Genomic DNA, 21,187 nt, shown 5'->3' on the forward strand with positions numbered 1-21,187 from the left:
CCGCGGAATACGCGGCGACGTGGCATGCGCAGAATCCCAGGCGTCGCTCGAGTGTCGAAGCCGACGCCCGTGGTGTTTCAACCTGGTGCGGGTAAGTCTGCGGGCCTGGTGGCACAGCAGGACGGACTTGATTAGGTTGACAATGGCGGCGGGGTCGTCGTCGGGCTGGTTGAGGGCTTCGAGGTGCAGGCGCAGATCGGGGCTGTCGGGACCGCACTCATCCCCATCGAAGACAAGAGCATCGATGCTGACGAGAGCCCGACAGTGAGTCCCCTTAGGACGTCGAGGGTGGGGCTGGCTGGTGCCAGCCTCATAGCGGCAGATCTGGGTAATGTGGATGCCGACTTGATCGGCGAGTCCTGCTGGATGAAGCTGCATTCCTTGCAGCCACCCAGCGAGGCGAGGTGCGAAGTCCATGTCTCCCAGCCGGTCGAAACGGGCCTGTTGCCGCTATGTCCTGTTGACCCGATAGTACATATCCTGTACTTCTGATAGCGAAAGATTTCGTCTTGACGGATTCTGGCTATCAGAAGGGTTTCAGGTAATGGAGCATGTCCGAGACGCTGAATTGGCACGGTTGAAGGCTAAGGGGTCGGTTCAGCGGCTGGTGGAGGGTTGCGGTTCGGACTGGTGGACTTCGACCTACGGCGGCCCGTGATGACCAAGATCGCGACTCATCCGAACCCGGTGCGCCGACCAACGCCGAGTTTCATGCTGCGCGCCGTGGTCGATGGCATCGGGGGCGGCGATAGTTTCGAGCAACTCTGGACCGAGCGAGTGGGGGACGATCGCTTCGAGCTTTCTTGCATCCCGTTCTTCGCCTATGACATGGCTCTCGGCGATGTTGTGCGCGCCGAGGCTGCGAACGGCTATGTGATCCAGTCTGTCGTGCAGCGATCGGGCAACGGCGTCGTGAGGGTCGCCGTCAAGCGACCCGAGGACGTCAACGCGGTGCACCTGCGGCTACATGACCTACTCGGCCGGTTGGAGTACTTGTGCGAGTGGTTTTCGCCGGGCTATGTGGCCATCAGTCTTGAGCCGGGGCGGTCACACGAGGAGTTTTTCGCCGGACTCGCCGAGTTAGGCGAGAGTGTGGAGATCGAACAGATTCTGATCTAAAGCCTAAACTTGCCGACCGCGGAATACGCGGCGACGTGGCATGCGCAGAATCCCAGGCGTCGCTGGTCCGATACTCCTGTCGGTGTCCATACCCGACAAGTAAATGTTGGGGGCTTGTGCTGCGGACCCCCGGAAGGGGTCCTGCGAGTATGTTCTTTCCCCGGTCGCCGCAGGGGCGGGCCGGAAGCGGTTAAGGCGAAAGAGCCGGCGCAAGACTTAGGTTGGGGTCTGAGTAGTAACGGAACAGGATTGCGCGTTTAGCCTCCGGTGTCAGTCTGGGGTATACCCCAAACAGACGTAAACCCCGCGTGAAACGATGCCAATGGATATGTGTCAGGCTGGGGTTGAAATTGACATTTCTTGACACGTGGGTGGCGGGCTCTTAGAGTTGCCCTGACACTACAGGGCGGGGAACAATGACTGGCCAGACTTTCGGCTACGTACGGGTCAGCTCGCTGGACCAGAACACGATCCGGCAACTCGACGGCGAGCAGCTCGACCGGGTTTTCATAGACCGGGCGTCGGGGAAGGACCAAAACCGCCCGCAGCTGGACGCGTTGATCGATTTCGCTCGCGACGGCGACACCGTCCTGGTGCACTCAATGGACCGCCTGGCCAGGAACCTCGAGGACCTGCGCGCCATCGTCCGCCGGCTGACCGACAAGAAGGTGCAGGTCCGGTTCGTGAAGGAGAACCTGACCTTCACTGGAGAGGACACCGCGATGTCGACGTTCCTGCTTTCCGTGATCGGGGCGTTCGCCGAGTTCGAACGGGCCCTCATCCGGGAACGACAACGTGAAGGGATCACCCTGGCCAAAAAGGCCGGCGTCTACAAAGGCAGGGGCAAGGCGCTGAACGCCCGGCAGGCGGCCGACCTGGTACGACGTGCCGCCACCGGCGAAGCGAAAGCCGCACTCGCCCGGGAATTCGGGGTCAGCCGCCAGACCGTCTACCAATACCTTCAACCAGGGCCCAGCAGGATGCCATAGACGAATCGTGCAGACGTGAACTGAGCAAATTGACGCATTGTGCAGACGAGTACGGAAATTCCGCCGCTCAGCAGTCCCTGCACAACCCCTGAAAATCAGCTAACCCGTGCAAAAGACTTGGGCATGACACCCTGCCCACAAAACCAAAACTGGCGGCTCCCGACCCCTTCAAGAGGAACCGGGCCTAGATTGCCCCTGACGACACTCTCAGGAGTACCGGGCCCACAAGCCCGGGCCGTCGCAGATCAACAGATCCAACAGTGTGATGCGAACATGTCCAAGCAGGAGGCTGCCCAGGGATCGGCCGAAGCTTCGGCAAGAGCAAAGGCTTCCCAATCCGCCGCGGAGGTACAGGCATCGGCGCAGGCGGTCCAGGACCGGGCCGCTCTTCTCGCGGCCGAACAGAAAGCCTGCTCGGCCACGCTCGGCGGACGGGTGCGTGATGGTGGCAACTTCGCAGACCTGTGCGTCTCGAGCAACCAAGGAAACACCACCGATGGGAGCAACACTTCCTGCGGCTATGCGGAGATCGCATTCCAACCCGGCGGAACGCTAACGAGCGCGGATATCGCCAGCATCAAGAGCGGCTATCCGGGATGCTTCTCCTAAAGCCAGCTGGGAGTCTCTAGGCACTTGAAGAGCCGGAGTCGGCAGTATCATGTCTTGGACCGTGGGAAAGACGCCGTCTGGGTTGTACACGCCGTACCGCTGTGCGCCGGAAAGCGCTGGCGAGTATAAGTTGGGGTGCAGATCAAGTCGGGATGAGGACGTACGTAACGATGAAACAGCACTTCAAGGGCTACTACAGATCCTCTGACGAGGAGATTCGGGCACTTTGGTCATCGGCCACTATCGTCTTCGATGCCAATGTGCTCTTGGATTTCCACCGCTATGAGCCTGAAACCTCTGCTACATACCTAAGGTTGGCCTCGGCATTTAGCGACAGACTTTGGGTACCCTTTCAAGCGGTACAGGAGTACCACGAAAACCGGGCCAGCGTACGCGCGGCAGCCACCTCCGCTCACGACGAACAGATCGATTCAATCACCAAGCTGGTCAACACGATCCGTCAGGCCCCACGGAAGTCACACCTCGCTGCCGGCGAAAAGCACAAAGCCCTTATGGATACAGCCGAAGAGCTCGTGAAGGAGCTCAAGGATGCTCGCGCAACCGTGGCTATCCGAAACGCGCCCACGGCTGACGACCCCGTTCTAAACCATCTCTCGGAGCTGTTGTCCGATGACAAGATCGGCCCGAAGCCCCCGGAAGAAGAGCTGAAAAAGCTCTTCAAAATTGGCGCCGATCGTTTTGCCAACAAGATTCCGCCTGGATACATGGATCTAGGCAAGAAACCTGGAAACCGCCAGTATGGCGACTTTGTTCTCTGGCAGCAGGTCATGACCCATGCGAAGGAAAACAAGCTGGACATCATCCTCGTCACCGAAGACGCAAAAGAGGACTGGTGGGTTTCTGCCAATGGAAAGCAGATAATGCCACGACCTGAACTTGTCAACGAGTTCAGGGAGTTTACGAACGGCCAATCCATCCATCTGTACAACGGGCTGTCGTTCTTCGATTACGCGGCCAAGGAGGTCGGCGACAAGACGACGCCCGAAGCTATCAAGGCCGCCCGGGAAGATCTGGAGGACGTAGCACAGCAGCGGGCCGACGAGGCCACCCGGTATTCTCGGTGGCTGCAGGAAAGGGTGATGGCGGGCGACCGTTTCGTAGAATCCATGCGCCCGGTTTCTCTGGCCGAGATCGGCCAACCAGCAGGCCTGGGTGAGTCTTTGCCCTACGACGACTATGTACGTTTAAGCGAGCTTCAGGCCAGATTGGAGAGGCTGATTAGGCACATTTCCGCAAGAGAAGAAGCTGGAACCGAAGCGAATGATCCGGAACGGTCGAGATTGCGGGAGGGTCTGGAAGTAGTTCGGGCGGAACTCATCGCTCTCCACGTCCGCGCTGGATTCAGCGGCAACGAGGCTCGCGCCAGAATCCAGCTGTTCGAGGAACGCCACTGGCGCCATACCATGCGGGGTGAAGACGACGACTCTGGCTACGGCCCCGACAGCTATTACGCCCGCGCCATGGGCAAGGACGACTGACTCATCCACGTTTGGTTTCTGAGCTCCAGTGTCAATAGCTCTAAAAGGTACTAAAGACCTTTTAGAGCTATTGACACTTAAGTGCCGGAGCATTTAGTGCCAGGCAACGCGTTCGCGCCAGCCAATGGCCGGGGGAATGTACCTCGCGCTTTCGGCGCGCTCTCGGTCCCGCCGCTCTTGGGCAGCCTGGCGTTCGGCTATGCGCTGGGCTTGTTCCGCTGCCTGCCTCTGGCTGGGGGAGCGGTAGAACCCGCCGTCAGGGCGGACCCATTTGCCTAGCCGGTACTTGAGCCAGGCGCCCACGTTCTCGACTCCGTTGGCGCCGTCGTGGTGGTACCTGGCGTCGGTGTTGGGGCGCCAGTCGATGGCATGTTTGAGGTCGTTGATGGTCCACCCTGCCCGGAGGAAGGGCCGGCAGATCGCGGCGACGTGAGCAGTCGAGATGCGTTGCAGTGGAAAGACCTGAATTGAAGTTCTAGCGAGGCTAGACGCTCGGCCTCCCGGCGCACACGTCGGCTCCACCCAGTACGGCCATCTGAACCAGATCGCCACCTACCAGCAGTTCGACCGGAACAACAACAGCATGACCCTGGACACCACCGGCGTGAACCAGGTCTACTTTTCCTGGGATGCGACCACGGGGCGTCTGGCGAACCAGTCCGCGACGAACATCGCCAAGGGCGTCACCGCGGACCTGGGGACCATCAATTACACCTACACCCCGTCGGGGAAGCTGAGCGCCCGGGAACAGTGGTTCCCGTCCCGGGCCGGGCAACCGGATGATTACCAGTGCTACGGCTATGACTATGCTTCCCGTCTTGCGGCGGTCTGGACGGCGGGCGCGAAGAACTGCAGCACCGCCCCCACCCCGGCGTCGACGTCGGTCACGGGGCTGGGTGGTCCGGCACCGTATGCGCAGACGTTTGCGTACACCCCCTCCGGGGACCGGTCCCAGGTCAAGCGTTTCGATGCCGCGGGGAACCTTGCGGTCACGGAGAGTTACGCGTATCCGGCGGCGGGTCAGCCGGGTCCGCACCGGGTGCAGTCGCTGACGTCCACCCCGGCCACCGGGTCACCGACGACCAGCACGTTCTCCTGGGATGCGGCGGGGCGGATGACGGGCCGGGCGGGGGAGACCCTGTCCTATACCCCGGACGGGAAACTCGCCGCCACCACGGGCACCAGCACGCTGCCGGCGAATCCGAATCCTTCCGCTGCGGCGGGGACCCCGCCGGGTCCGGTGGCCGGGTCTGCCGGGAGTGCCGGGGCCAGGTATTACGACGCCGGTGGGAACCTTGTCGGGCTCACGGACGGGACCGGCACCACGGTCACCCTCGGGGGTGTCACCGCGCATTCGACCCCGGGCGGGGTGAAGACCGTCACGAAGGCCTACACCTTCGCGGGCAAGACGATCGCGCAGCGCACCGCGGTCGGGGGAACGGTGAAGCTGGCCTTCATCCTCGGTGACCGCCTGAACACCGCCCAGACGATTGTGCAGCCCACGAACGGGGCGACGCTGGCCACGGCGCAGACCCGGTACACGGACCCGCTGGGCCTGGCCCGGGGCGCGACCCAGGCCGCGACCGGTTCCGGGGCGTACGCGACCGCGCCGGCCGGAACCACCGGTGTGGGATCCAACGCGGCCAACCCCGGCGGGTACGGCGCCATCAACGGGTACATCGGCGGGCTCGCCGACACGGTCAGCACCCTGACCCACCTCGGCGCCCGCGACCTGGACCCCGTCCTGGGGGTATTCACCAGCCCGGACCCGGTCCTGGATCCAACCGAACCGAACAAATACAGCCCCTACGCCTACTCGGGCCAGGACCCCGTCAATCACAGCGACCCCTCAGGACTCGACTACGGCATCGACGACGCCATAGGAATCGGGGTAATCATGGGAGTCGGCCTCATTGGTGAGTGGCTTGCGACACAAGTCCACCTACCGCCGATCCAGTTTCACTGGCCTTGGGAACAGCACAGCTCATCTGGAACGTCATCAGCAGACGCCGGCTCCAGCTTCCCGGCGATACCCGCGTCTGCGGACAGCACCATCTCCTTTGACCGGCCATTGGTCGGCACCACCGGCGCGGACGACGGCTACGTCGCCGACTACCCGCAGGCCACCGGAACGTACTTCCCCGCCATCCCCCAAAGGCCCTCGTCAACCAACGACCATGGTGCCCGGAACGACGGGGCGGCCCTGGCAGCCGCAAACGCCATCATGCACGCAGCAAGCGAAGCCGCCACCGCGGCAATCGGGAACGCGAATCTTGCATCGGCAGCCGCAGACATATCCGTGCCGTATTCACGTCCTTCAAATGCCACAACACGCGGTCAGCGTGCTTCGGTACAGGGTCAGGCATGTGTGGACTGCGGCGAGGTCGATGAGACCCAAGTGGCTGATCACATAGAACCGCTGGTGAAAGAGTATTATCGGACTGGAGCCATCGATCGACTTAAGATGCGCTCGTTGGATGCCGTTCAACCTCAATGCCGAACATGCTCGGCAAAAAGAGAGAGCTGAAATGAGCAGATATTCGCGGGAAATGCGCCGATTGTTGGGACTTATTCCGTGACCACCGGTATTGACGCAGAACAGCTTAAGATCGTCGCTCGATTTGGTTTAGCGCCCCACTTGCCGCTGCCTGGTGAGAAATGCGGAGTCGCGAGAAATGTTCGGGACGGATTATGGCCGTTGAATGGTTTGCGGCATCCTGCGGCAGGCGACACCTGTGGTTGGTACTTCTGGGCAGGAGAAGAGCTTTCGACTTCTGACGACTTCTTCGCGTCGCTGCATGTGGAGCATCTCGCGGATTGGTGCCCGGCCGTGCTTCCGTATCTTGGACTTGGTCCAGGTTGGCGATTTCTTATTGCACCAGGCTACGAGGATGTGTGGTTCGACGAGTCCCTGCTTCTCGAATAGGAAATCCGGGCCCCGTGGAGCCGGTCGGGGAATTAAGCCTTCAGAGTTTCAGGACCATTGACGATGCCGTCAGCACAGGGTGGGGATTGCGCGTATCCCTGAGGGCTGACGGCGACAACGCACTCTGGAAGTTGCCCGGTATTCCGTGCCATCGCCGGTGGGCTGGCTGGAAGGATTGAGCCTGGCCCCTCGGCTAGACCCAAGTGTCATCCGGGTCCGGAGAGCATGCCACCGCCGGCGGCCGGTCCTTGTAGTCGAGACCACCGCGGCAGACCCGGTCGGGTACGGTGCCATCACCGGCCTCGCCGCGGAAACCGTCTACACCTACTACGATTCGTTCGAGAACCCTGAGGCCGTCAAGGACCAGGGCGGGAACTTCCTGGTCGGTTCGACCCAGTACGGCCATCTGAACCAGATCGCCACCTACCAGCAGTTCGACCGGAACAACAACAGCATGACCCTGGACACCACCGGCGTGAACCAGGTCTACTTTTCCTGGGATGCGACCACGGGGCGTCTGGCGAACCAGTCCGCGACGAACATCGCCAAGGGCGTCACCGCGGACCTGGGGACCATCAATTACACCTACACCCCGTCGGGGAAGCTGAGCGCCCGGGAACAGTGGTTCCCGTCCCGGGCCGGGCAACCGGATGATTACCAGTGCTACGGCTATGACTATGCTTCCCGTCTTGCGGCGGTCTGGACGGCGGGCGCGAAGAACTGCAGCACCGCCCCCACGCCGGCGTCGACGTCGGTCACGGGGCTGGGTGGTCCGGCACCGTATGCGCAGACGTTTGCGTACACGCCGTCGGGGGACCGGTCCCAGGTCAAGCGTTTCGATGCCGCGGGGAATCTTGCGGTCACGGAGAGTTACGCGTATCCGGCGGCGGGGCAGGCGGGCCCGCACCGGGTGCAGTCGCTGACGTCCACCCCGGCCACCGGGTCACCGACGACCAGCACGTTCTCCTGGGATGCGGCGGGGCGGATGACGGGCCGGGCGGGGGAGACCCTGTCCTATACCCCGGACGGGAAACTCGCCGCCACCACGGGCACCAGCACGCTGCCGGCGAATCCGAATCCTTCCGCTGCGGCGGGGACCCCGCCGGGTCCGGTGGCCGGGTCTGCCGGGAGTGCCGGGGCCAGGTATTACGACGCCGGTGGGAACCTTGTCGGGCTCACGGACGGGACCGGCACCACGGTCACCCTCGGGGGTGTCACCGCGCATTCGACCCCGGGCGGGGTGAAGACCGTCACGAAGGCCTACACCTTCGCGGGCAAGACGATCGCGCAGCGCACCGCGGTCGGGGGAACGGTGAAGCTGGCCTTCATCCTCGGTGACCGCCTGAACACCGCCCAGACGATTGTGCAGCCCACGAAGGGGGCGACGCTGGCCACGGCGCAGACCCGGTACACGGACCCGCTGGGCCTGGCCCGGGGCGCGACCCAGGCCGCGGTCGGTTCCGGGGCGTACGCGACCGCGCCGGCCGGAACCACCGGTGTGGGATCCAACGCGGCCAACCCCGGCGGGTACGGCGCCATCAACGGGTACATCGGCGGGCTCGCCGACACGGTCAGCACCCTGACCCACCTCGGCGCCCGCGACCTGGACCCCGTCCTCGGGGCCTTCACCAGCCCGGACCCGGTCCTGAAACGGGATGAGGCGAAGAACTTCTCCCCGTTCGTCTACGGCGAGGCCGATGCCATCAACAACGCCGACCCCTCCGGACTCATCGTGTTGGGGCCAGTCCTTGACGACGGCGGATCATGGCACGGAAGGGATGCCGACGTCAGCCCCGGCCAATGGCACCTGCCGACGTCACCGGGCCAGGCCGACAACTACGACGCCAGGGACATAGCCGGGCTGGCCCCCGTGTTCCAACCGGCCCCGGCCCCGGCCGGCCCGTCAGCCAGTGATGCTTCCGCGTGGGCTACGGGCGTTGGTGATAACGACGAAACGATGGCATACATACGCGAACACGGCGTCAATGCCTCCGCTGCAACAGCGCTGAGATAACCTCAGCTTCGATGTAGGGTTCATCCCCCTCGCCGGAGGAGCCGCCTCGGTCGGACTCGACATGTGGGCCAACACCATCGAAGGCAAACCCGCCCTCAGCGAAGACGACGCCCCCTACCTCGCAATGAGCGCGCTACCCGGCATCGGATCAATCGGAAAACTCGGCAAACTTGGCAAAGCTGCCAAGAATGTCATAGGTGCGGAGAAATTGATTGGAGGGTCACGTACTTACGTGGACTTGACCAGAGGAGGGTCCATCCGAAACATTGGGACCAATGCAACACATACAGAGTTTGGCGAAACGCTGACAAGCGGCGGCTGGTCGTCTCGTGTTTCGAAGGACGGGGCAGTCCAGATCTTTGAGAAGGACGGGGCCAAATACGTTCTCCGCGAGAAGGCAGACAGTTACACAGGCTGGACCGGTGAATTCACCCCCGCCGAGTCGCCGGGGTCAACGCTCAAAATACGTCTGGGGTACGGCAATGACTGAGCCGGTCAACTTCTTTCGGAGCGACGAGGATTTCCGGGCGGGCCTTCAACGTCTGAGTCAAACTCTTGACTGCCGGGCCCGACTGCCGCATTGGCCATTCGTAACTCCCTCGGGATGGATCCGGATCTACGAATACGACCGCGTGCTGGGGTCGGACTTCGGTACAGTGCTTGAGGCACTAGCCCTGGAATACCGAGATCAACACATAACGGTAATGGCGCTGGATCCGGAAATGCCCTATTACCGAGATGAGTATGAGTTCTACCCAGGTTTTCAGGTCCCTGAGGACGATATAAGGGAAAGTTACGGTATTGGGCTGCGCCATGAGCCGGGTGGGGATCCGACTGGCGCACTTGCTTATACCGCCAACGTTCTTGCCGTCGCTGGGTCATCGGGGGCGTGGGCCATCTGGGCGCAGCGGGACTGGGAGATCGGGCTTCTCTTGACTCGTGACGACGTTGGTCCTTGGTCTGAAAAGACGGTCCCGGGCTTCGGCCGAGATGTGGACCTCGCGTCAATCCGCTCACCGAAAGGCTGGGGCATGCCTCTGAGTGAACGCGACCTAGCGACGTTTTGGGGGAACGTTCGCGAGAGAGGCTCCGGACGATAGTCGACGCTAGAACTCGCCGAACCGACGGCCTTCGACTTGACCGTAGCAGTTCAGGTTGCGATCGTCGTCGGCGAGTTCCTAGGCGATCTCGAACTCCTGATTGTGGCTGACGGCGGGACAGGGGTGCTCGTTGTCCTTCCCCTGGACCCCCGTGGTGACTGGTATCGGGCTGCGCCGACTTTGGCTGCTTTTCTACTCCGATGTCGAAAGTCACTGGGCGACAAGAACGGGGAAAGCGGATGTCATCGGCCGATGGATCACCTTATCTCCAAACGTAGAGGCACTCCTTCGTGCGTTGAAGGTGTATCTAACACTCGATTTTCCACAACGCCCCTCCGGGAAGCTGAGCGCCCGGGAACAGTGGTTCCCGTCCCGGCCCGGGCAACCGGATGATTACCAGTGCTACGGCTATGACTATGCTTCCCGTCTTGCGGCGGCGAAGAACTGCGCCTTGTCGGGCTCACTGACGGGACCGGCACCACGGTGACCGTGGGCCCGGTCACTGCCCATTCGACCCCGGGCGGGGTGAAGACCGTCACGAAGGCCTACACCTTCGCGGGCAAGACGATCGCGCAACGCACCGCGGTCGGGGGAACGGTGAAGCGGCCTTCATCCTCGGTGACCGCCTGAACACCGCCCAGACGATTGTCCAGCCGACCGCCGGGGCGACGCTGGCCACGGCGCAGACCCGGTACACGGACCCGCTGGGCCTGGCCCGCGGCGCGACCCAGGCGGCGGCGGGTTCCGGGGCGTACGCGACCGCGCCGGCCGGAACCACCGGTGTGGGGTCCAACGCGGCGAACCCGGCCGGGTACGGCGCCGTCAACGGGTACATCGGCGGGCTCGCGGACACGGTCAGCACTCTGACGCACCTCGGGGCCCGCGACCTGGACCCCGTCCTAGGGGTGTTCACGAGTCCGGACCCGGTCCTCAAGTTGGCCGAGGCCAGGAACTTCTCCCCGTACGTCTACGGGGAAGCCGACGCGGTCAACAACGCCGACCCCTCCGGGCTGGCGATCTTCGGGCCTGCCCTTGACGACGGCGGATCATGGCACGGAAGGGACGCCGACGTCAGCCCCGGCCAATGGCACCTGCCGACGTCACCGGGCCAGGCCGACAACTACGACGCCAGGGACATAGCCGGGCTGGCCCCCGTGTTCCAACCGGCCCCGGCTCCGGCCGGCCCGTCGGCGAGGGACACCTCGGCTTGGCCAGCGGGAGGTGGCGATAACGACGAAACGATGGCATACATACGCGAACACGGCGTCAATGCCTCCGCTGCAACAGCGCTGAGATACCTCAGCTTCGATGTAGGGTTCATCCCCTCGCCGGAGGAGCCGCCTCGGTCGGACTCGACATGTGGGCCAACACCATCGAGGGCAAACCCGCCCTTGGCGAAGACGACGCCCCCTACATCGCAATGACGTTGGGCGCCGGATCAATCGGCAAACTCGGTAAGCTCGGTAAAGTTGCCAAGGGTGCGAGAGGGGCAGAGTCGGCAATTGCCGGGCGTAACCTTGGGCGGCAGCTCGCCAGCGAGCAACAGATGGGCGAAGCAGGTACGGCATTGGCTGGGGCGGGGTCTTCCGGGAAGTTGAGAGTCGCCGATCGACTTGCGATAGAGTATGGCGGAACTGCTGCCGACTGGGCCAAGATGGGTAGTTCGTCCTACAAGGGAACAGACGGTTTTCGCATGGAGACTCACTGGTATGAGAACGTGCTCACCGGAGAGCGCTTCGAGTTCAAGACCGAGATGATGTGGCTGCCATGAGGTCCGATCTCGCATTCGAGGCCGCGAGCTTAGTTGCTCGTCGAAGCATGGACCTTGTCGGTCGTAGTGAGGTCGTCGCTTGGGCCGAGCGAAAGGTCGCCGCCGGAGAACAGGAGCCGCTCATCTTGGAGTTGGCTGCTTTGTCCTCAGCTGAATACGACCAAGCTGACGACCTAGTGACGGCGCTGGCGCGCAGTTTGGGCTGCGGCGAGTTGTCTGAATACCGGGCCGCGATGCTCGCTGCGGCCTACGTCGCTCGGCGGCTGCTAGAGGGACACCTGGAACCCATCGAAGCCGCACGGCGCATCTGGCGCATCGCCGCCGAGGCTCCAGAAAGCGCCCGCGAGCTGAGGCCTTTCATCGGACTTGCGAGTGAATGGGATGACGACCCAGAAGCGAGAAGTTACTACGAGGAGGAGATTCGTTCCCGTGCCCTTGCCCTCCAAAATTGGGCGAGGGTTCCGAGGCAGCCCTCGCGACCGGACTGAGATACCTCAGCTTCGATGTAGGGTTCATTCCCTTCATCGGGATCGGCTCGGTCGGACTGGACATGTGGGCCAACGCCATCGAGGGCAAACCCGCCCTCAGCGAAGACGATGCCCCCTACCTCGCCATGAGCGCGCTACCCGGCATCGGTCCAATCGGAAAACTCGGCAAGCTCGGTAAAGCGGGGGCAGCGGTCGCAAAGGGGGTGGACGACGGCGTGGACCTCTACCGCCACGTCAGTCCAGGCGAACTCGCCGATATTGGGAAGCACGGCTTCGGACCAAGCTCCAACTCGCTCAGCGGCAAGTGGTTCGCTGAATCAGGAGATGCATCAAAATGGGACATTCGACGAATTCGGCAAGTCGCTCGGCGGATCCAAGAAATCCGGCTCTTGGTATGTCACCGGACCCGACGCCATCGCGGTGCTGAATTTCCAGAAATCTCAATACGGTCCCCGTTATTACCTCAACATCGGCTTCTGGTTCTTGGGCGTCGGCGTCGCAACAACCCCCAAACCGAGTCACTGCCACGTTCAGGGCCGTCTTGAGACATTGGTCCCAGCCGCTCACCGCGCGCATTTGGAGGATTTGCTCAACCTCGATCAAGCAGCCGACGACGAAGAGCGACGGACAGGCCTGCTGGCCGTCCTTACGAGCCAGCTGGAACCATTGCTTGAGGCGGGGATGACCAATAGTGGTCTCGCAACCGAGGCGGGTCAACACCTTCTAAAAAAGTCGCTGATTGACGGCGATGGACAACGATTTCTCGCGGCCCAGGCCGCAGGTTGATGAGCATTCGAAGCCGGCAGCATCCAGGGGCGACCGAGCCCTCCTCGCAGCTGTTTGGTCGATATGGTTGAGGGCTGAGGTGTCGGTTCAGCGGCTGGTGGAGGGTTGCGGTTCGGGTTGGTTGGCTCGACCTACGGCGGTCCGAAATGACGAAGATCGCGACTCATCCGAACCCGGTGCGCCGACCAACGCCGAGTTTCATGCTGCGCGCCGTGGTCGATGACGTCGGGGGCGGCGATAGTTTTGAGCAACTCTGGACCGAGCGAGTGGGCGACGATCGCTTCGAGCTTTCTTGCATCCCGTTCTTCGCCTATGACATGGCTCTCGGCGATGTTGTGCGCGCCGAGGCTGCAACCGGATATGTGATCCAGTCTGTCGTGCAGCGATCGGGCAACGGTGTTGTGAGGGTCGCCGTCAAGCGACCCGAGGACGTCAGCGCGGTGCACCTGCGGCTACATGACCTACTCGGCCGGTTGGAGTATTTGTGCGGGTGGTTCTCGCCCGGCTATGCGACCATCAGTCTTGAGCCGGGGCGGTCACACGACGAGTCTTTCGCCGGAATCGCTGAGTTAGCCGAGAGTGTGGAGACCGAACAGATTCTGATCTAGAGCCCAAACTTGCCTCGTCTCCAACTTCCTGATTGCTCCGATGCACTCCGGGAAGGGCGTAGACAACTAGTATGTCTCTTTCCAATTTGGGTCCGATTCTGGCAATGTGACGGCCCGGGCTATCTGGTCATGGGCAGCTCTCCTCTCCGGCCTCGTGGCACTAGTGGCCGCGGGGGCGCCGGATGATTACCAGTGCTACGGCTATGCCGGCGCCCCTGCTGAAACCCGGTTCGATGATTGCGCGGGCGGCGCCGTGGTAGCGGGCGAGGAACCATTCGTAGCCGACTTGGAGGTCGCCGATCAAGGCACGGAGCTCGACCACGTCGGTGTCGCCTCGACGAAGGGAGTCGATGACTCCGTCGTGGACGTGGTGTCGAGTAGCAGTTGGGCGCCGGAGTGCAGCCACGGCGGGATTGAGCGACAGACCTCGGACCACTGCCGCGATCGCTCGTCTTCTTCCTCCTCGGAGAGACCCCCCGTGAGCGCATCCCGGGTCAACCATCGCATTGGCAGCCTGAAAGTATATTGCCGGTCCGGAGGCAAGGGTCGAGCAGCAGCTTCGCGATTGTTACCGCTGGCCGCAGCGTCAAGTAGGGTTCTTCCCAAGGCAGTCGCCGGGCAGTTCCGATCGTTTTGGGGGAGAGATGAAGATCCAGTCAAGGCTACTGGTGGCAGTTGGTGGAGTGCTAATCATTGGGCTTACAGCCTGCACCGCATCAGCCGTGACAATAGAACCAACACCGAGTAGCGTCACGCCCACACCATCCATGGCCGCGACCAGAGCCTACTCTGAGTCAGAACTGGCCAAGTTGGTCATGTTTGGCCCTAAGGGCGGGGAGAAGTTCACCGCGGTCCCGTCCGAACAGATCCGAAAGGCACGGGACAAGATCACGACCGCCATGTCGCAGTGGGAGTCAGAGCCGTCGGACTGCGCCAACATGGCCATGACCAGTGTCCTAGACCTCCCAGAAAACGCAGCCGTCATGGCAGGGACCAATGGGACCTCAACGTCCGCCGGACCGATCTCCATCAGTCTTCTCTCGGGGTTGGACGCGACGGGATTGGGAAAGGCCCTCCACGCGAAATCTGCCCTTGTGGACCGGTGCCCGAACGTCTCGATCGGTTCGGGCGCAGGCCCGATCCACACAATAGGAAAGCACGCGACAGTCGAGACCCGGACGCCTGGCTCGATTGCTGTGCAGAGATACGTTGAATTCCCCACGGGAGAGAAATCAACCACGGTATTCATCTCTGCCTTGAAGGGTGGTGTAGTGCTGACCGTGCAGGTCCATGGCCGCACTCTCTCCGAGGCGGACATCCGGGACGCCGCAGAGATGCTGGATCGGGTTGCCGCGCACATCGAATGATGGAGGCAAGGCCCACTCCGCCACCGGATGCGCGCCCATACGGCCCAACGCATCGACGGAACGTCGATGTTGCGAATTACAAGACGGCTTCTAGACCACCCAGCCCACCCCCAACCCCCAATCCCGCCCGGACCTACAATGGAGAGATGCCGGACATTGAGCGTTGGCCTACGGGGCGCTTGTTGTCTACAGCGGCCCGGTTGGTGGAACACGCCTGGGATGAAAACCTCAGGTCGATCGGCCTTACCCATGCTGGCGTTATAGCTATGGAAGTTCTTGCAGCCACCGGTCCCATCACCCAGACCATGCTGGCTCAGATTGTGCGCGTGCAGGCCCAGACCATGGGCCAGACCCTGAATAGACTCGAAGCCCACGGCCACATCACGCGCCAACGCAGTTCCCAAGACCGCAGGGTGCATGTCGTGTCACTGACCGAGGCCGGCACGGATGCGCTGGAGCGGGCTGTCGAATCGGAGCAGCAAGTCCTCGCCCAGGTGTCCATCGATACTTCGATGTTCAGGCAGGAGTTAAAGTACCTCGTGCGCGAACTCGCAGGCCGAGAAGCACCGGCGGACCTCACGGCCGGCGTCCCCTACGCCCCCGCGCCGCGCGAAGACTAATCGCGCAGAGAGCGGGAAACGACGACGGCGGCACGCCCGACGAGCGCTGTCCCCTCACCGCGGGCGGCCAATTCGTCCAAGACCGCGTCGTACCAGGACTTGACCCCGAACGCTGGCTCCCCGTCATCGAGATGCTTGAAGAGAGCGTCAGCCAAAAAGGCGAGCTCCGCGTTTGATAGCCTGGCAAGCCCCTCGACCGGATCCAGCTGCCCTTCGAGGCAGGAGGACAAGAGCGCGTTCACAGCGAAGCTCCCGGCTTGGCCGGAACGGGGCGGGAGGCCTTGGAAAGTGAATTCAAAGCAGCGGGTGCGTCAGGGATCATGGTCACTCCATGGAAGAGTTCCGAGGGCCGGCTGCATAACCCACCATGATGCTATCGACGTTGCGAGGCGCGCGGCAACACCGCCGGGACGGGGGTGAGTTCCCTGCAACTCATCGACGTATGTGCTCAGAATTCCCCTTGACAACCTTCTCAAGAACCACGTAGTTTGAATCGTATCAATGAAACGATTCAAACAATCCAAAACACATTGATCTGAGGCCCGAGACTCCCGGGCTTCACGCTGGACACCACGGAATGCGAGAACCAACCATCATGAAAGACGTAGCAACGGCGCTGGGCCGGTTGGAAGAGCTGGCCATCGAAGTTCCTTCGTGGGCCTACGGCAACTCGGGCACCCGCTTCAAGGTGTTCGGCACGCCCGGCACGCCGCGGACTATCCAGGAGAAGCTCGCCGACGCCGCGAAGGTGCACGAACTGACGGGCCTCGCGCCGACCGTGGCTCTGCACATCCCGTGGGACAAAGTGGACGATTACGCGGCCCTCCGCGAGTACGCTGCCGGTCTTGGCGTGGGACTGGGAACCATCAACTCCAATACGTTCCAGGACGACGAATACAAGTACGGCTCCCTGACGTCCTCTGACGCAGCCGTGCGCCGCCGCGCCATCCACCATCATCTGGAATGCATCGACATCATGCACGCCACCGGCTCCCGGGACCTGAAGATCTGGCTGGCAGACGGCACCAACTACCCGGGCCAGGATGACATGCGGGGCCGCCAGGACCGCCTGGCCGAGTCGCTGCGGGAAATCTATGCGGCCCTAGGCCAGAACCAGCGCCTGGTGCTGGAGTACAAGTTCTTCGAGCCGGCTTTCTACCACACCGACGTTCCGGACTGGGGTACGTCCTACGCACAGACCCTTGCCCTGGGGGAGAAGGCCTTCGTCTGCCTGGATACCGGCCACCATGCCCCGGGCACGAACATCGAGTTCATCGTGATGCAGTTGTTGCGTCTGGGCAAGCTCGGATCCTTCGACTTCAACTCCCGCTTCTACGCCGACGACGACCTGATCGTTGGGGCCGCGGATCCGTTCCAGTTGTTCCGCATCATGCACGAGGTCATCCGCGGCGGCGGCTTCGGGAAAGATTCGGGCGTTGCCCTGATGCTGGACCAGTGCCACAACTTGGAGGAGAAGATCCCGGGCCAGATCCGCTCGGTGCTCAACGTCCAGGAAATGACGGCCCGCGCACTGCTTATCGACGGCGCTGCGCTGGCCGAGGCACAGCGCGAGGGCGATGTCCTGGCCGCCAACGGCATCTTCAACGATGCCTTCTATACAGATGTCCGGCCCGTCCTGGCCGAGTGGCGTGAATCGCGTGGCCTGCCCGCGGACCCGATGACCGCGTTCAAGGCGAGCGGCTACCAGAAGAAGATCAACGAGGACCGCGTGGGCGGCCAGCAAGCCGGATGGGGCGCGTAAGCATGAACATGCAGAACACAACGAACAAGACTGTTGAAGAACTGATCACCCGTTCCAACCGCCTGGGCGCGGACAAGCGGAACACCAACTTCGCCGGAGGGAACACCTCCGCGAAGGGCACAGAAAAAGACCCTGTCACCGGCGAAGATGTCGAGCTCCTCTGGGTCAAAGGTTCCGGCGGCGACCTGGGAACCCTAAAGGCCGAAAACCTGGCTGTTTTGAGCCTTGACCGGCTGCAGGCACTCAAGGCCGTTTACCCCGGCGTCGAGCGTGAAGACGAAATGGTGTCCGCGTTCGATTACTGCCTGTTCGGCAAGGGCGGCGCCGCGCCGTCAATCGATACCGCGATGCACGGACTCGTCGACGCAGCGCACGTGGACCACCTGCACCCGGACTCGGGCATCGCGATTGCGACGGCGGTGGACGGCGAAGCGCTGACCTCCAAGATCTTCGGCGAGAAGGTCGTGTGGGTTCCGTGGCGCCGCCCCGGTTTCCAGCTGGGACTGGACATCGCCGCGATCAAGGAAGCCAACCCGCAGGCAGTCGGCACCATCCTTGGCGGCCACGGCATCACCGCTTGGGGCGCCACGAGCGAGGAAGCCGAAGCCAACTCCCTGTGGATCATCGAGCAGGCCGAACGCTACATCGCCCAGAACGGCAAAGCCGAGCCTTTCGGCGCCAAACTCCCCGGCTACGCCGCGCTTCCGGAAGCCGAAAGGAAAGCCAAAGCAGCCGCCCTGGCCCCGGTGATCCGCGGCATCGCTTCGGCCGACAAGCCGCAGCTGGGCCACTTCAGCGACGATCCCCGTGTCCTGGAATTCCTCGAAAGTGCCGAGCATCCCCGCCTCGGGGCGCTGGGCACCTCCTGCCCGGACCACTTCCTGCGCACCAAGGTGAAACCCCTGGTCCTGGACCTGCCCGCCGACGCCGGCATTGAGGAGAGCATCGATCGCCTCAAGGAACTGCACGCCGCATACCGCGAGGATTACCAGGCCTACTACGACCGCCACGCGGACGAAAACAGCCCGGCCCTGCGCGGCGCGGACCCTGCCATCGTCCTGGTCCCCGGCGTCGGAATGTTCTCCTACGGCAAGGACAAGCAGACCGCCAGGGTTGCGGGCGAGTTCTACCTCAACGCGATCAACGTGATGCGGGGTGCCGAAGCCATCTCCTCCTACGCCCCGATCGAGGAATCCGAGAAATTCCGGATCGAATACTGGGCCCTTGAGGAAGCCAAGCTCGCGCGGATGCCAAAGCCAAAGTCCCATGCCACGCGCATCGCTTTGGTGACCGGCGCGGCGTCGGGCATTGGGAAGGCGATCGCCACCCGCCTCGCCGCGGAGGGCGCCTGCGTGGTCATCGCGGACCTCAACCTGGACAACGCGCAGGCTGTTGCCGCCGAACTCGGCGGCGCGGACGTCGCCATCGGAATCCAGGCTGACGTCACCGACGAAGCCCAGGTGGCCGCGGCTGTCCAGGAAGCCGTCCTGGCTTTCGGCGGATTGGACCTGATCGTGAACAACGCGGGCCTGTCCATCTCCAAGCCCTTGCTGGAAACAACGGAGAAGGACTGGGACCTGCAGCACAACGTCATGGCCAAGGGCTCGTTCCTGGTCTCGAAGGCCGCGGCGAAGGTCATGATCGACCAGGGCATGGGAGGAGACATCGTCTACATCTCCTCCAAGAACTCGGTGTTCGCCGGCCCGAACAACATCGCCTACTCGGCCACCAAGGCAGACCAGGCCCACCAGGTGCGTCTGTTGGCCGCGGAGCTGGGCGAGTACGGCATCCGCGTCAACGGCATCAACCCCGACGGCGTGGTCCGCGGTTCCGGTATCTTCGCCGGCGGTTGGGGCGCCAAGCGCGCCGCCGTCTACGGTGTCGACGAGCAGGAACTGGGCAAGTACTACGCCCAGCGCACGCTGCTCAAGCGCGAAGTCCTGCCCGAGCACGTCGCCAACGCGGCCGCCGTCCTGACCAGCAACGAACTCTCGCACACCACGGGCCTGCACATCCCGGTGGACGCGGGGGTCGCCGCGGCCTTCCTGCGATGAGCGGGCAATTGTTCGCCGCGGTTGATATCGGGGCGTCGTCCGGCCGCGTCATGCTCGGCCGCGTGGGCGAGGATAGCGCCTCGCTGGAAACGGTGCACCGTTTCCCTAACGGCGTGGTAGAGCTCGACGGCGGACTCCACTGGGACTTCGACGCTCTGTTCGAGGAGGTGCTCAAGGGACTTGCGGCGGCCGCTGAAACGGCCGCCGCGAGCGGTGAGCGGATCGTCAGCATCGGCATCGACACGTGGGCCATCGACTACGGGCTGGTTGATGCCTCCGGCACACTCCTCGCGCAGCCGTTCAGCTACCGCGACGAGCGGGGCCGCACCGCCGTCGCGAACGTCCACACGGTGCTGGACCCGGCGCGGCTCTACGCCACCACCGGGCTGCAATTCCTGCAGTTCAATACGATCTACCAGCTCGCTACCGAGCGGGAACTGCGCGGCGTGCAGGCATTGCTGATTCCGGACCTGATCGCGTTCAAACTCACCGGACAGCGCCGGACCGAGGCCACCAATGCGTCCACCACCGGGCTCTTCGACGCCGTCGCGGGGGAGTGGGCCACCGAACTTTTCAAGCCGCTCGGCCTGCCCAAAAACCTGTTCCCCGCCATCATTCAGCCCGGCGAAACCGTGGGCACGCTGCTAACAGACATCGCAGCCCGGACCGGGTTGCCGGCGGAGACTGCGGTGGTTGCCGTGGGATCGCACGACACCGCTTCGGCCGTGGCAGCGGTACCGGCGTCGCGAGAAGACTTCGCCTACATCTCTTCCGGGACATGGTCCTTGGTGGGCGTGGAACTGGATTCCCCGGTCCTTGGCGAAGCAAGCCGGCTGGCCAACTTCACCAACGAGCGGGGGGTCGATGGCACCATCAGGTACCTGCGCAACGTGGGCGGGCTGTGGCTGCTCAGTGAATGCATGCGCACCTGGGCTCTTGAAGGGCACGCGCCGTCGCTGGCCAGTCTGCTCGACGCCGCGGCGGCACTGTCCGCCGGCGGACCCCAAATCAACGCAGACGATCCGGCGTTCATCGCCCCGGATAACATGCCCGAGCGGATCCGATCCGCGGTGCGCGCCACGGGTGCCGTCCTCCCGGACCGGCCTGCCGCCGTCGTGCGCTGCATTCTGGACAGCCTAGCCGCCGGCTACGCGAGAACCCTGGCACGCGCCGAAGAACTGTCCGGAAAGCGGACGTCCGTGGTCCACATCGTGGGCGGCGGCTCGCAAAACCGTTTGCTGTGCCAGCTCACAGCGGATGCCACCGGCAAAACGGTTGTTGCTGGTCCAGTGGAGGCCACGGCGCTTGGGAACGTCTTGGTACAGGCACGCGCAGCTGCCCGGGAGGATCGCAGTCTCCAAGAAATGCGCCGACTCGTAGCCGCCAGTTCAATGCTGCAACGCTACGAGCCCGCCCGCGCGGGAACGGCGGCACTCCAGGAATTGAGTCCGTGAGTAGTATTGGATCACTTATTG

24 protein-coding genes are annotated in these 21,187 nt (G+C 63.2%); 20 read left to right on the forward strand and 4 right to left on the reverse strand.

Annotated elements, in window-relative coordinates:
• Positions 1-183 precede the first annotated feature (183 nt).
• The 5 genes from ACX5I4_RS02040 (at position 184) to ACX5I4_RS02060 (ending at position 4,216) form a co-directional block, all read left to right on the forward strand.
• Positions 184-492, forward strand: coding sequence for a hypothetical protein (locus ACX5I4_RS02040; RefSeq protein WP_461835195.1), 309 nt, complete (start codon positions 184-186; stop codon positions 490-492).
• A gap of 165 nt (positions 493-657) precedes the next feature.
• Positions 658-1,119, forward strand: a complete 462-nt coding sequence (locus ACX5I4_RS02045; protein WP_461835196.1) for a DUF4265 domain-containing protein — start codon at positions 658-660, stop codon at positions 1,117-1,119.
• 416 nt (positions 1,120-1,535) lie between these two features.
• A complete protein-coding gene (locus ACX5I4_RS02050; RefSeq protein WP_461835197.1) occupies positions 1,536-2,108 on the forward strand; it encodes a recombinase family protein in 573 nt (190 codons plus the stop codon).
• Between the two features lie 273 nt (positions 2,109-2,381).
• Positions 2,382-2,717, forward strand: coding sequence for a hypothetical protein (locus ACX5I4_RS02055; RefSeq protein WP_461835198.1), 336 nt, complete (start codon positions 2,382-2,384; stop codon positions 2,715-2,717).
• A 170-nt stretch (positions 2,718-2,887) separates the two neighbouring features.
• Positions 2,888-4,216 (forward strand): PIN domain-containing protein, encoded by a 1,329-nt coding sequence (locus ACX5I4_RS02060; protein WP_461835199.1) that lies wholly within the window; start codon positions 2,888-2,890, stop codon positions 4,214-4,216.
• 93 nt (positions 4,217-4,309) lie between these two features.
• On the opposite strand, the gene ACX5I4_RS02065 is transcribed toward ACX5I4_RS02060, so the two are convergent.
• Positions 4,310-4,768, reverse strand: a complete 459-nt coding sequence (locus tag ACX5I4_RS02065; protein ID WP_461835200.1) for a hypothetical protein — start codon at positions 4,766-4,768, stop codon at positions 4,310-4,312.
• A gap of 31 nt (positions 4,769-4,799) precedes the next feature.
• On the opposite strand from ACX5I4_RS02065, the gene ACX5I4_RS02070 reads away from it, so the two are divergent.
• From ACX5I4_RS02070 to ACX5I4_RS02105, 8 genes are all read left to right on the forward strand, one after another.
• A complete protein-coding gene (locus ACX5I4_RS02070) occupies positions 4,800-6,743 on the forward strand; it encodes an RHS repeat-associated core domain-containing protein (protein ID WP_461835201.1) in 1,944 nt (647 codons plus the stop codon).
• Between the two features lie 48 nt (positions 6,744-6,791).
• Positions 6,792-7,142: an immunity protein Imm33 domain-containing protein gene (locus tag ACX5I4_RS02075; protein ID WP_461835202.1), complete on the forward strand. Its 351-nt coding sequence runs from the start codon at positions 6,792-6,794 to the stop codon at positions 7,140-7,142.
• A gap of 145 nt (positions 7,143-7,287) precedes the next feature.
• A complete protein-coding gene (locus tag ACX5I4_RS02080; protein ID WP_461835203.1) occupies positions 7,288-9,156 on the forward strand; it encodes an RHS repeat-associated core domain-containing protein in 1,869 nt (622 codons plus the stop codon).
• Between the two features lie 61 nt (positions 9,157-9,217).
• Positions 9,218-9,646 (forward strand): hypothetical protein, encoded by a 429-nt coding sequence (locus tag ACX5I4_RS02085; protein ID WP_461835204.1) that lies wholly within the window; start codon positions 9,218-9,220, stop codon positions 9,644-9,646.
• A 1,099-nt stretch (positions 9,647-10,745) separates the two neighbouring features.
• Positions 10,746-10,886 carry a hypothetical protein gene (locus tag ACX5I4_RS02090; protein WP_461835205.1) on the forward strand — a complete coding sequence of 47 codons (141 nt, stop codon included), beginning with the start codon at positions 10,746-10,748 and terminating at the stop codon, positions 10,884-10,886.
• A gap of 152 nt (positions 10,887-11,038) precedes the next feature.
• Entirely contained in the window at positions 11,039-11,680 is a 642-nt protein-coding gene (locus tag ACX5I4_RS02095; protein WP_461835206.1) for an RHS repeat-associated core domain-containing protein, read from the forward strand.
• Complete coding sequence (locus ACX5I4_RS02100; protein WP_461835207.1) at positions 11,614-12,027, forward strand: hypothetical protein; 414 nt, start codon at positions 11,614-11,616, stop codon at positions 12,025-12,027. The genes ACX5I4_RS02095 and ACX5I4_RS02100 overlap by 67 nt, the downstream gene beginning before the upstream one ends.
• A gap of 47 nt (positions 12,028-12,074) precedes the next feature.
• The gene (locus tag ACX5I4_RS02105) at positions 12,075-12,515 is read left to right on the forward strand and encodes a hypothetical protein (protein ID WP_461835208.1); all 441 of its coding nucleotides are present in this window, start codon (positions 12,075-12,077) and stop codon (positions 12,513-12,515) included.
• Positions 12,516-12,649: 134 nt separating this feature from the next.
• On the opposite strand, the gene ACX5I4_RS02110 is transcribed toward ACX5I4_RS02105, so the two are convergent.
• On the reverse strand, positions 12,650-12,784 hold the full coding sequence (locus ACX5I4_RS02110) for a hypothetical protein (protein ID WP_461835209.1): 135 nt from the start codon (positions 12,782-12,784) through the stop codon (positions 12,650-12,652).
• 55 nt (positions 12,785-12,839) lie between these two features.
• Between ACX5I4_RS02110 and ACX5I4_RS02115 the strand changes: the two genes are divergently transcribed.
• A complete protein-coding gene (locus ACX5I4_RS02115) occupies positions 12,840-13,301 on the forward strand; it encodes a DUF4304 domain-containing protein (RefSeq protein ID WP_461835210.1) in 462 nt (153 codons plus the stop codon).
• A 146-nt stretch (positions 13,302-13,447) separates the two neighbouring features.
• A complete protein-coding gene (locus tag ACX5I4_RS02120; protein ID WP_461835211.1) occupies positions 13,448-13,909 on the forward strand; it encodes a DUF4265 domain-containing protein in 462 nt (153 codons plus the stop codon).
• 160 nt (positions 13,910-14,069) lie between these two features.
• Here ACX5I4_RS02120 and ACX5I4_RS02125 read toward each other — a convergent pair whose 3' ends face one another.
• Complete coding sequence (locus ACX5I4_RS02125) at positions 14,070-14,315, reverse strand: hypothetical protein (RefSeq protein WP_461835212.1); 246 nt, start codon at positions 14,313-14,315, stop codon at positions 14,070-14,072.
• Between the two features lie 238 nt (positions 14,316-14,553).
• Here ACX5I4_RS02125 and ACX5I4_RS02130 point away from each other — a divergent pair, with 238 nt between their 5' ends.
• Both ACX5I4_RS02130 and ACX5I4_RS02135 read left to right on the forward strand, forming a co-directional pair.
• Positions 14,554-15,276, forward strand: coding sequence for a hypothetical protein (locus ACX5I4_RS02130; protein ID WP_461835213.1), 723 nt, complete (start codon positions 14,554-14,556; stop codon positions 15,274-15,276).
• A 146-nt stretch (positions 15,277-15,422) separates the two neighbouring features.
• A complete protein-coding gene (locus tag ACX5I4_RS02135) occupies positions 15,423-15,896 on the forward strand; it encodes a MarR family winged helix-turn-helix transcriptional regulator (RefSeq protein WP_461835214.1) in 474 nt (157 codons plus the stop codon).
• On the opposite strand, the gene ACX5I4_RS02140 is transcribed toward ACX5I4_RS02135, so the two are convergent.
• Positions 15,893-16,138 carry a hypothetical protein gene (locus ACX5I4_RS02140; protein ID WP_461835215.1) on the reverse strand — a complete coding sequence of 82 codons (246 nt, stop codon included), beginning with the start codon at positions 16,136-16,138 and terminating at the stop codon, positions 15,893-15,895. The genes ACX5I4_RS02135 and ACX5I4_RS02140 overlap by 4 nt on opposite strands.
• A 353-nt stretch (positions 16,139-16,491) precedes the next feature.
• Between ACX5I4_RS02140 and rhaI the strand changes: the two genes are divergently transcribed.
• The 3 genes from rhaI to ACX5I4_RS02155 are packed head-to-tail and all read left to right on the forward strand — an operon-like array spanning position 16,492 to position 21,166.
• Positions 16,492-17,658, forward strand: coding sequence for an L-rhamnose isomerase (rhaI, locus tag ACX5I4_RS02145; RefSeq protein ID WP_461835216.1), 1,167 nt, complete (start codon positions 16,492-16,494; stop codon positions 17,656-17,658).
• A 2-nt stretch (positions 17,659-17,660) separates the two neighbouring features.
• Positions 17,661-19,712: a bifunctional aldolase/short-chain dehydrogenase gene (locus ACX5I4_RS02150; protein WP_461835217.1), complete on the forward strand. Its 2,052-nt coding sequence runs from the start codon at positions 17,661-17,663 to the stop codon at positions 19,710-19,712.
• The gene (locus ACX5I4_RS02155; RefSeq protein ID WP_461835218.1) at positions 19,709-21,166 is read left to right on the forward strand and encodes a rhamnulokinase; all 1,458 of its coding nucleotides are present in this window, start codon (positions 19,709-19,711) and stop codon (positions 21,164-21,166) included. The genes ACX5I4_RS02150 and ACX5I4_RS02155 overlap by 4 nt, the downstream gene beginning before the upstream one ends.
• Positions 21,167-21,187 lie beyond the last annotated feature (21 nt).

The organism is Arthrobacter sp. MMS24-S77 (genome assembly GCF_054888235.1).

Coding starts and splice junctions, on each gene's coding strand:
- ACX5I4_RS02135 (WP_461835214.1), top strand. CDS start 15,423: ATGCCGGACATTGAGCGTTGGCCTACGGGGCGCTTGTTGTCTACAGCG.
- ACX5I4_RS02100 (WP_461835207.1), top strand. CDS start 11,614: ATGTGGGCCAACACCATCGAGGGCAAACCCGCCCTTGGCGAAGACGAC.
- ACX5I4_RS02045 (WP_461835196.1), top strand. CDS start 658: ATGACCAAGATCGCGACTCATCCGAACCCGGTGCGCCGACCAACGCCG.
- ACX5I4_RS02150 (WP_461835217.1), top strand. CDS start 17,661: ATGAACATGCAGAACACAACGAACAAGACTGTTGAAGAACTGATCACC.
- ACX5I4_RS02130 (WP_461835213.1), top strand. CDS start 14,554: ATGAAGATCCAGTCAAGGCTACTGGTGGCAGTTGGTGGAGTGCTAATC.
- ACX5I4_RS02050 (WP_461835197.1), top strand. CDS start 1,536: ATGACTGGCCAGACTTTCGGCTACGTACGGGTCAGCTCGCTGGACCAG.
- ACX5I4_RS02085 (WP_461835204.1), top strand. CDS start 9,218: ATGTGGGCCAACACCATCGAAGGCAAACCCGCCCTCAGCGAAGACGAC.
- ACX5I4_RS02155 (WP_461835218.1), top strand. CDS start 19,709: ATGAGCGGGCAATTGTTCGCCGCGGTTGATATCGGGGCGTCGTCCGGC.
- rhaI (WP_461835216.1), top strand. CDS start 16,492: ATGAAAGACGTAGCAACGGCGCTGGGCCGGTTGGAAGAGCTGGCCATC.
- ACX5I4_RS02055 (WP_461835198.1), top strand. CDS start 2,382: ATGTCCAAGCAGGAGGCTGCCCAGGGATCGGCCGAAGCTTCGGCAAGA.
- ACX5I4_RS02060 (WP_461835199.1), top strand. CDS start 2,888: ATGAAACAGCACTTCAAGGGCTACTACAGATCCTCTGACGAGGAGATT.
- ACX5I4_RS02105 (WP_461835208.1), top strand. CDS start 12,075: ATGGACCTTGTCGGTCGTAGTGAGGTCGTCGCTTGGGCCGAGCGAAAG.
- ACX5I4_RS02115 (WP_461835210.1), top strand. CDS start 12,840: ATGCATCAAAATGGGACATTCGACGAATTCGGCAAGTCGCTCGGCGGA.
- ACX5I4_RS02120 (WP_461835211.1), top strand. CDS start 13,448: ATGACGAAGATCGCGACTCATCCGAACCCGGTGCGCCGACCAACGCCG.
- ACX5I4_RS02070 (WP_461835201.1), top strand. CDS start 4,800: ATGACCCTGGACACCACCGGCGTGAACCAGGTCTACTTTTCCTGGGAT.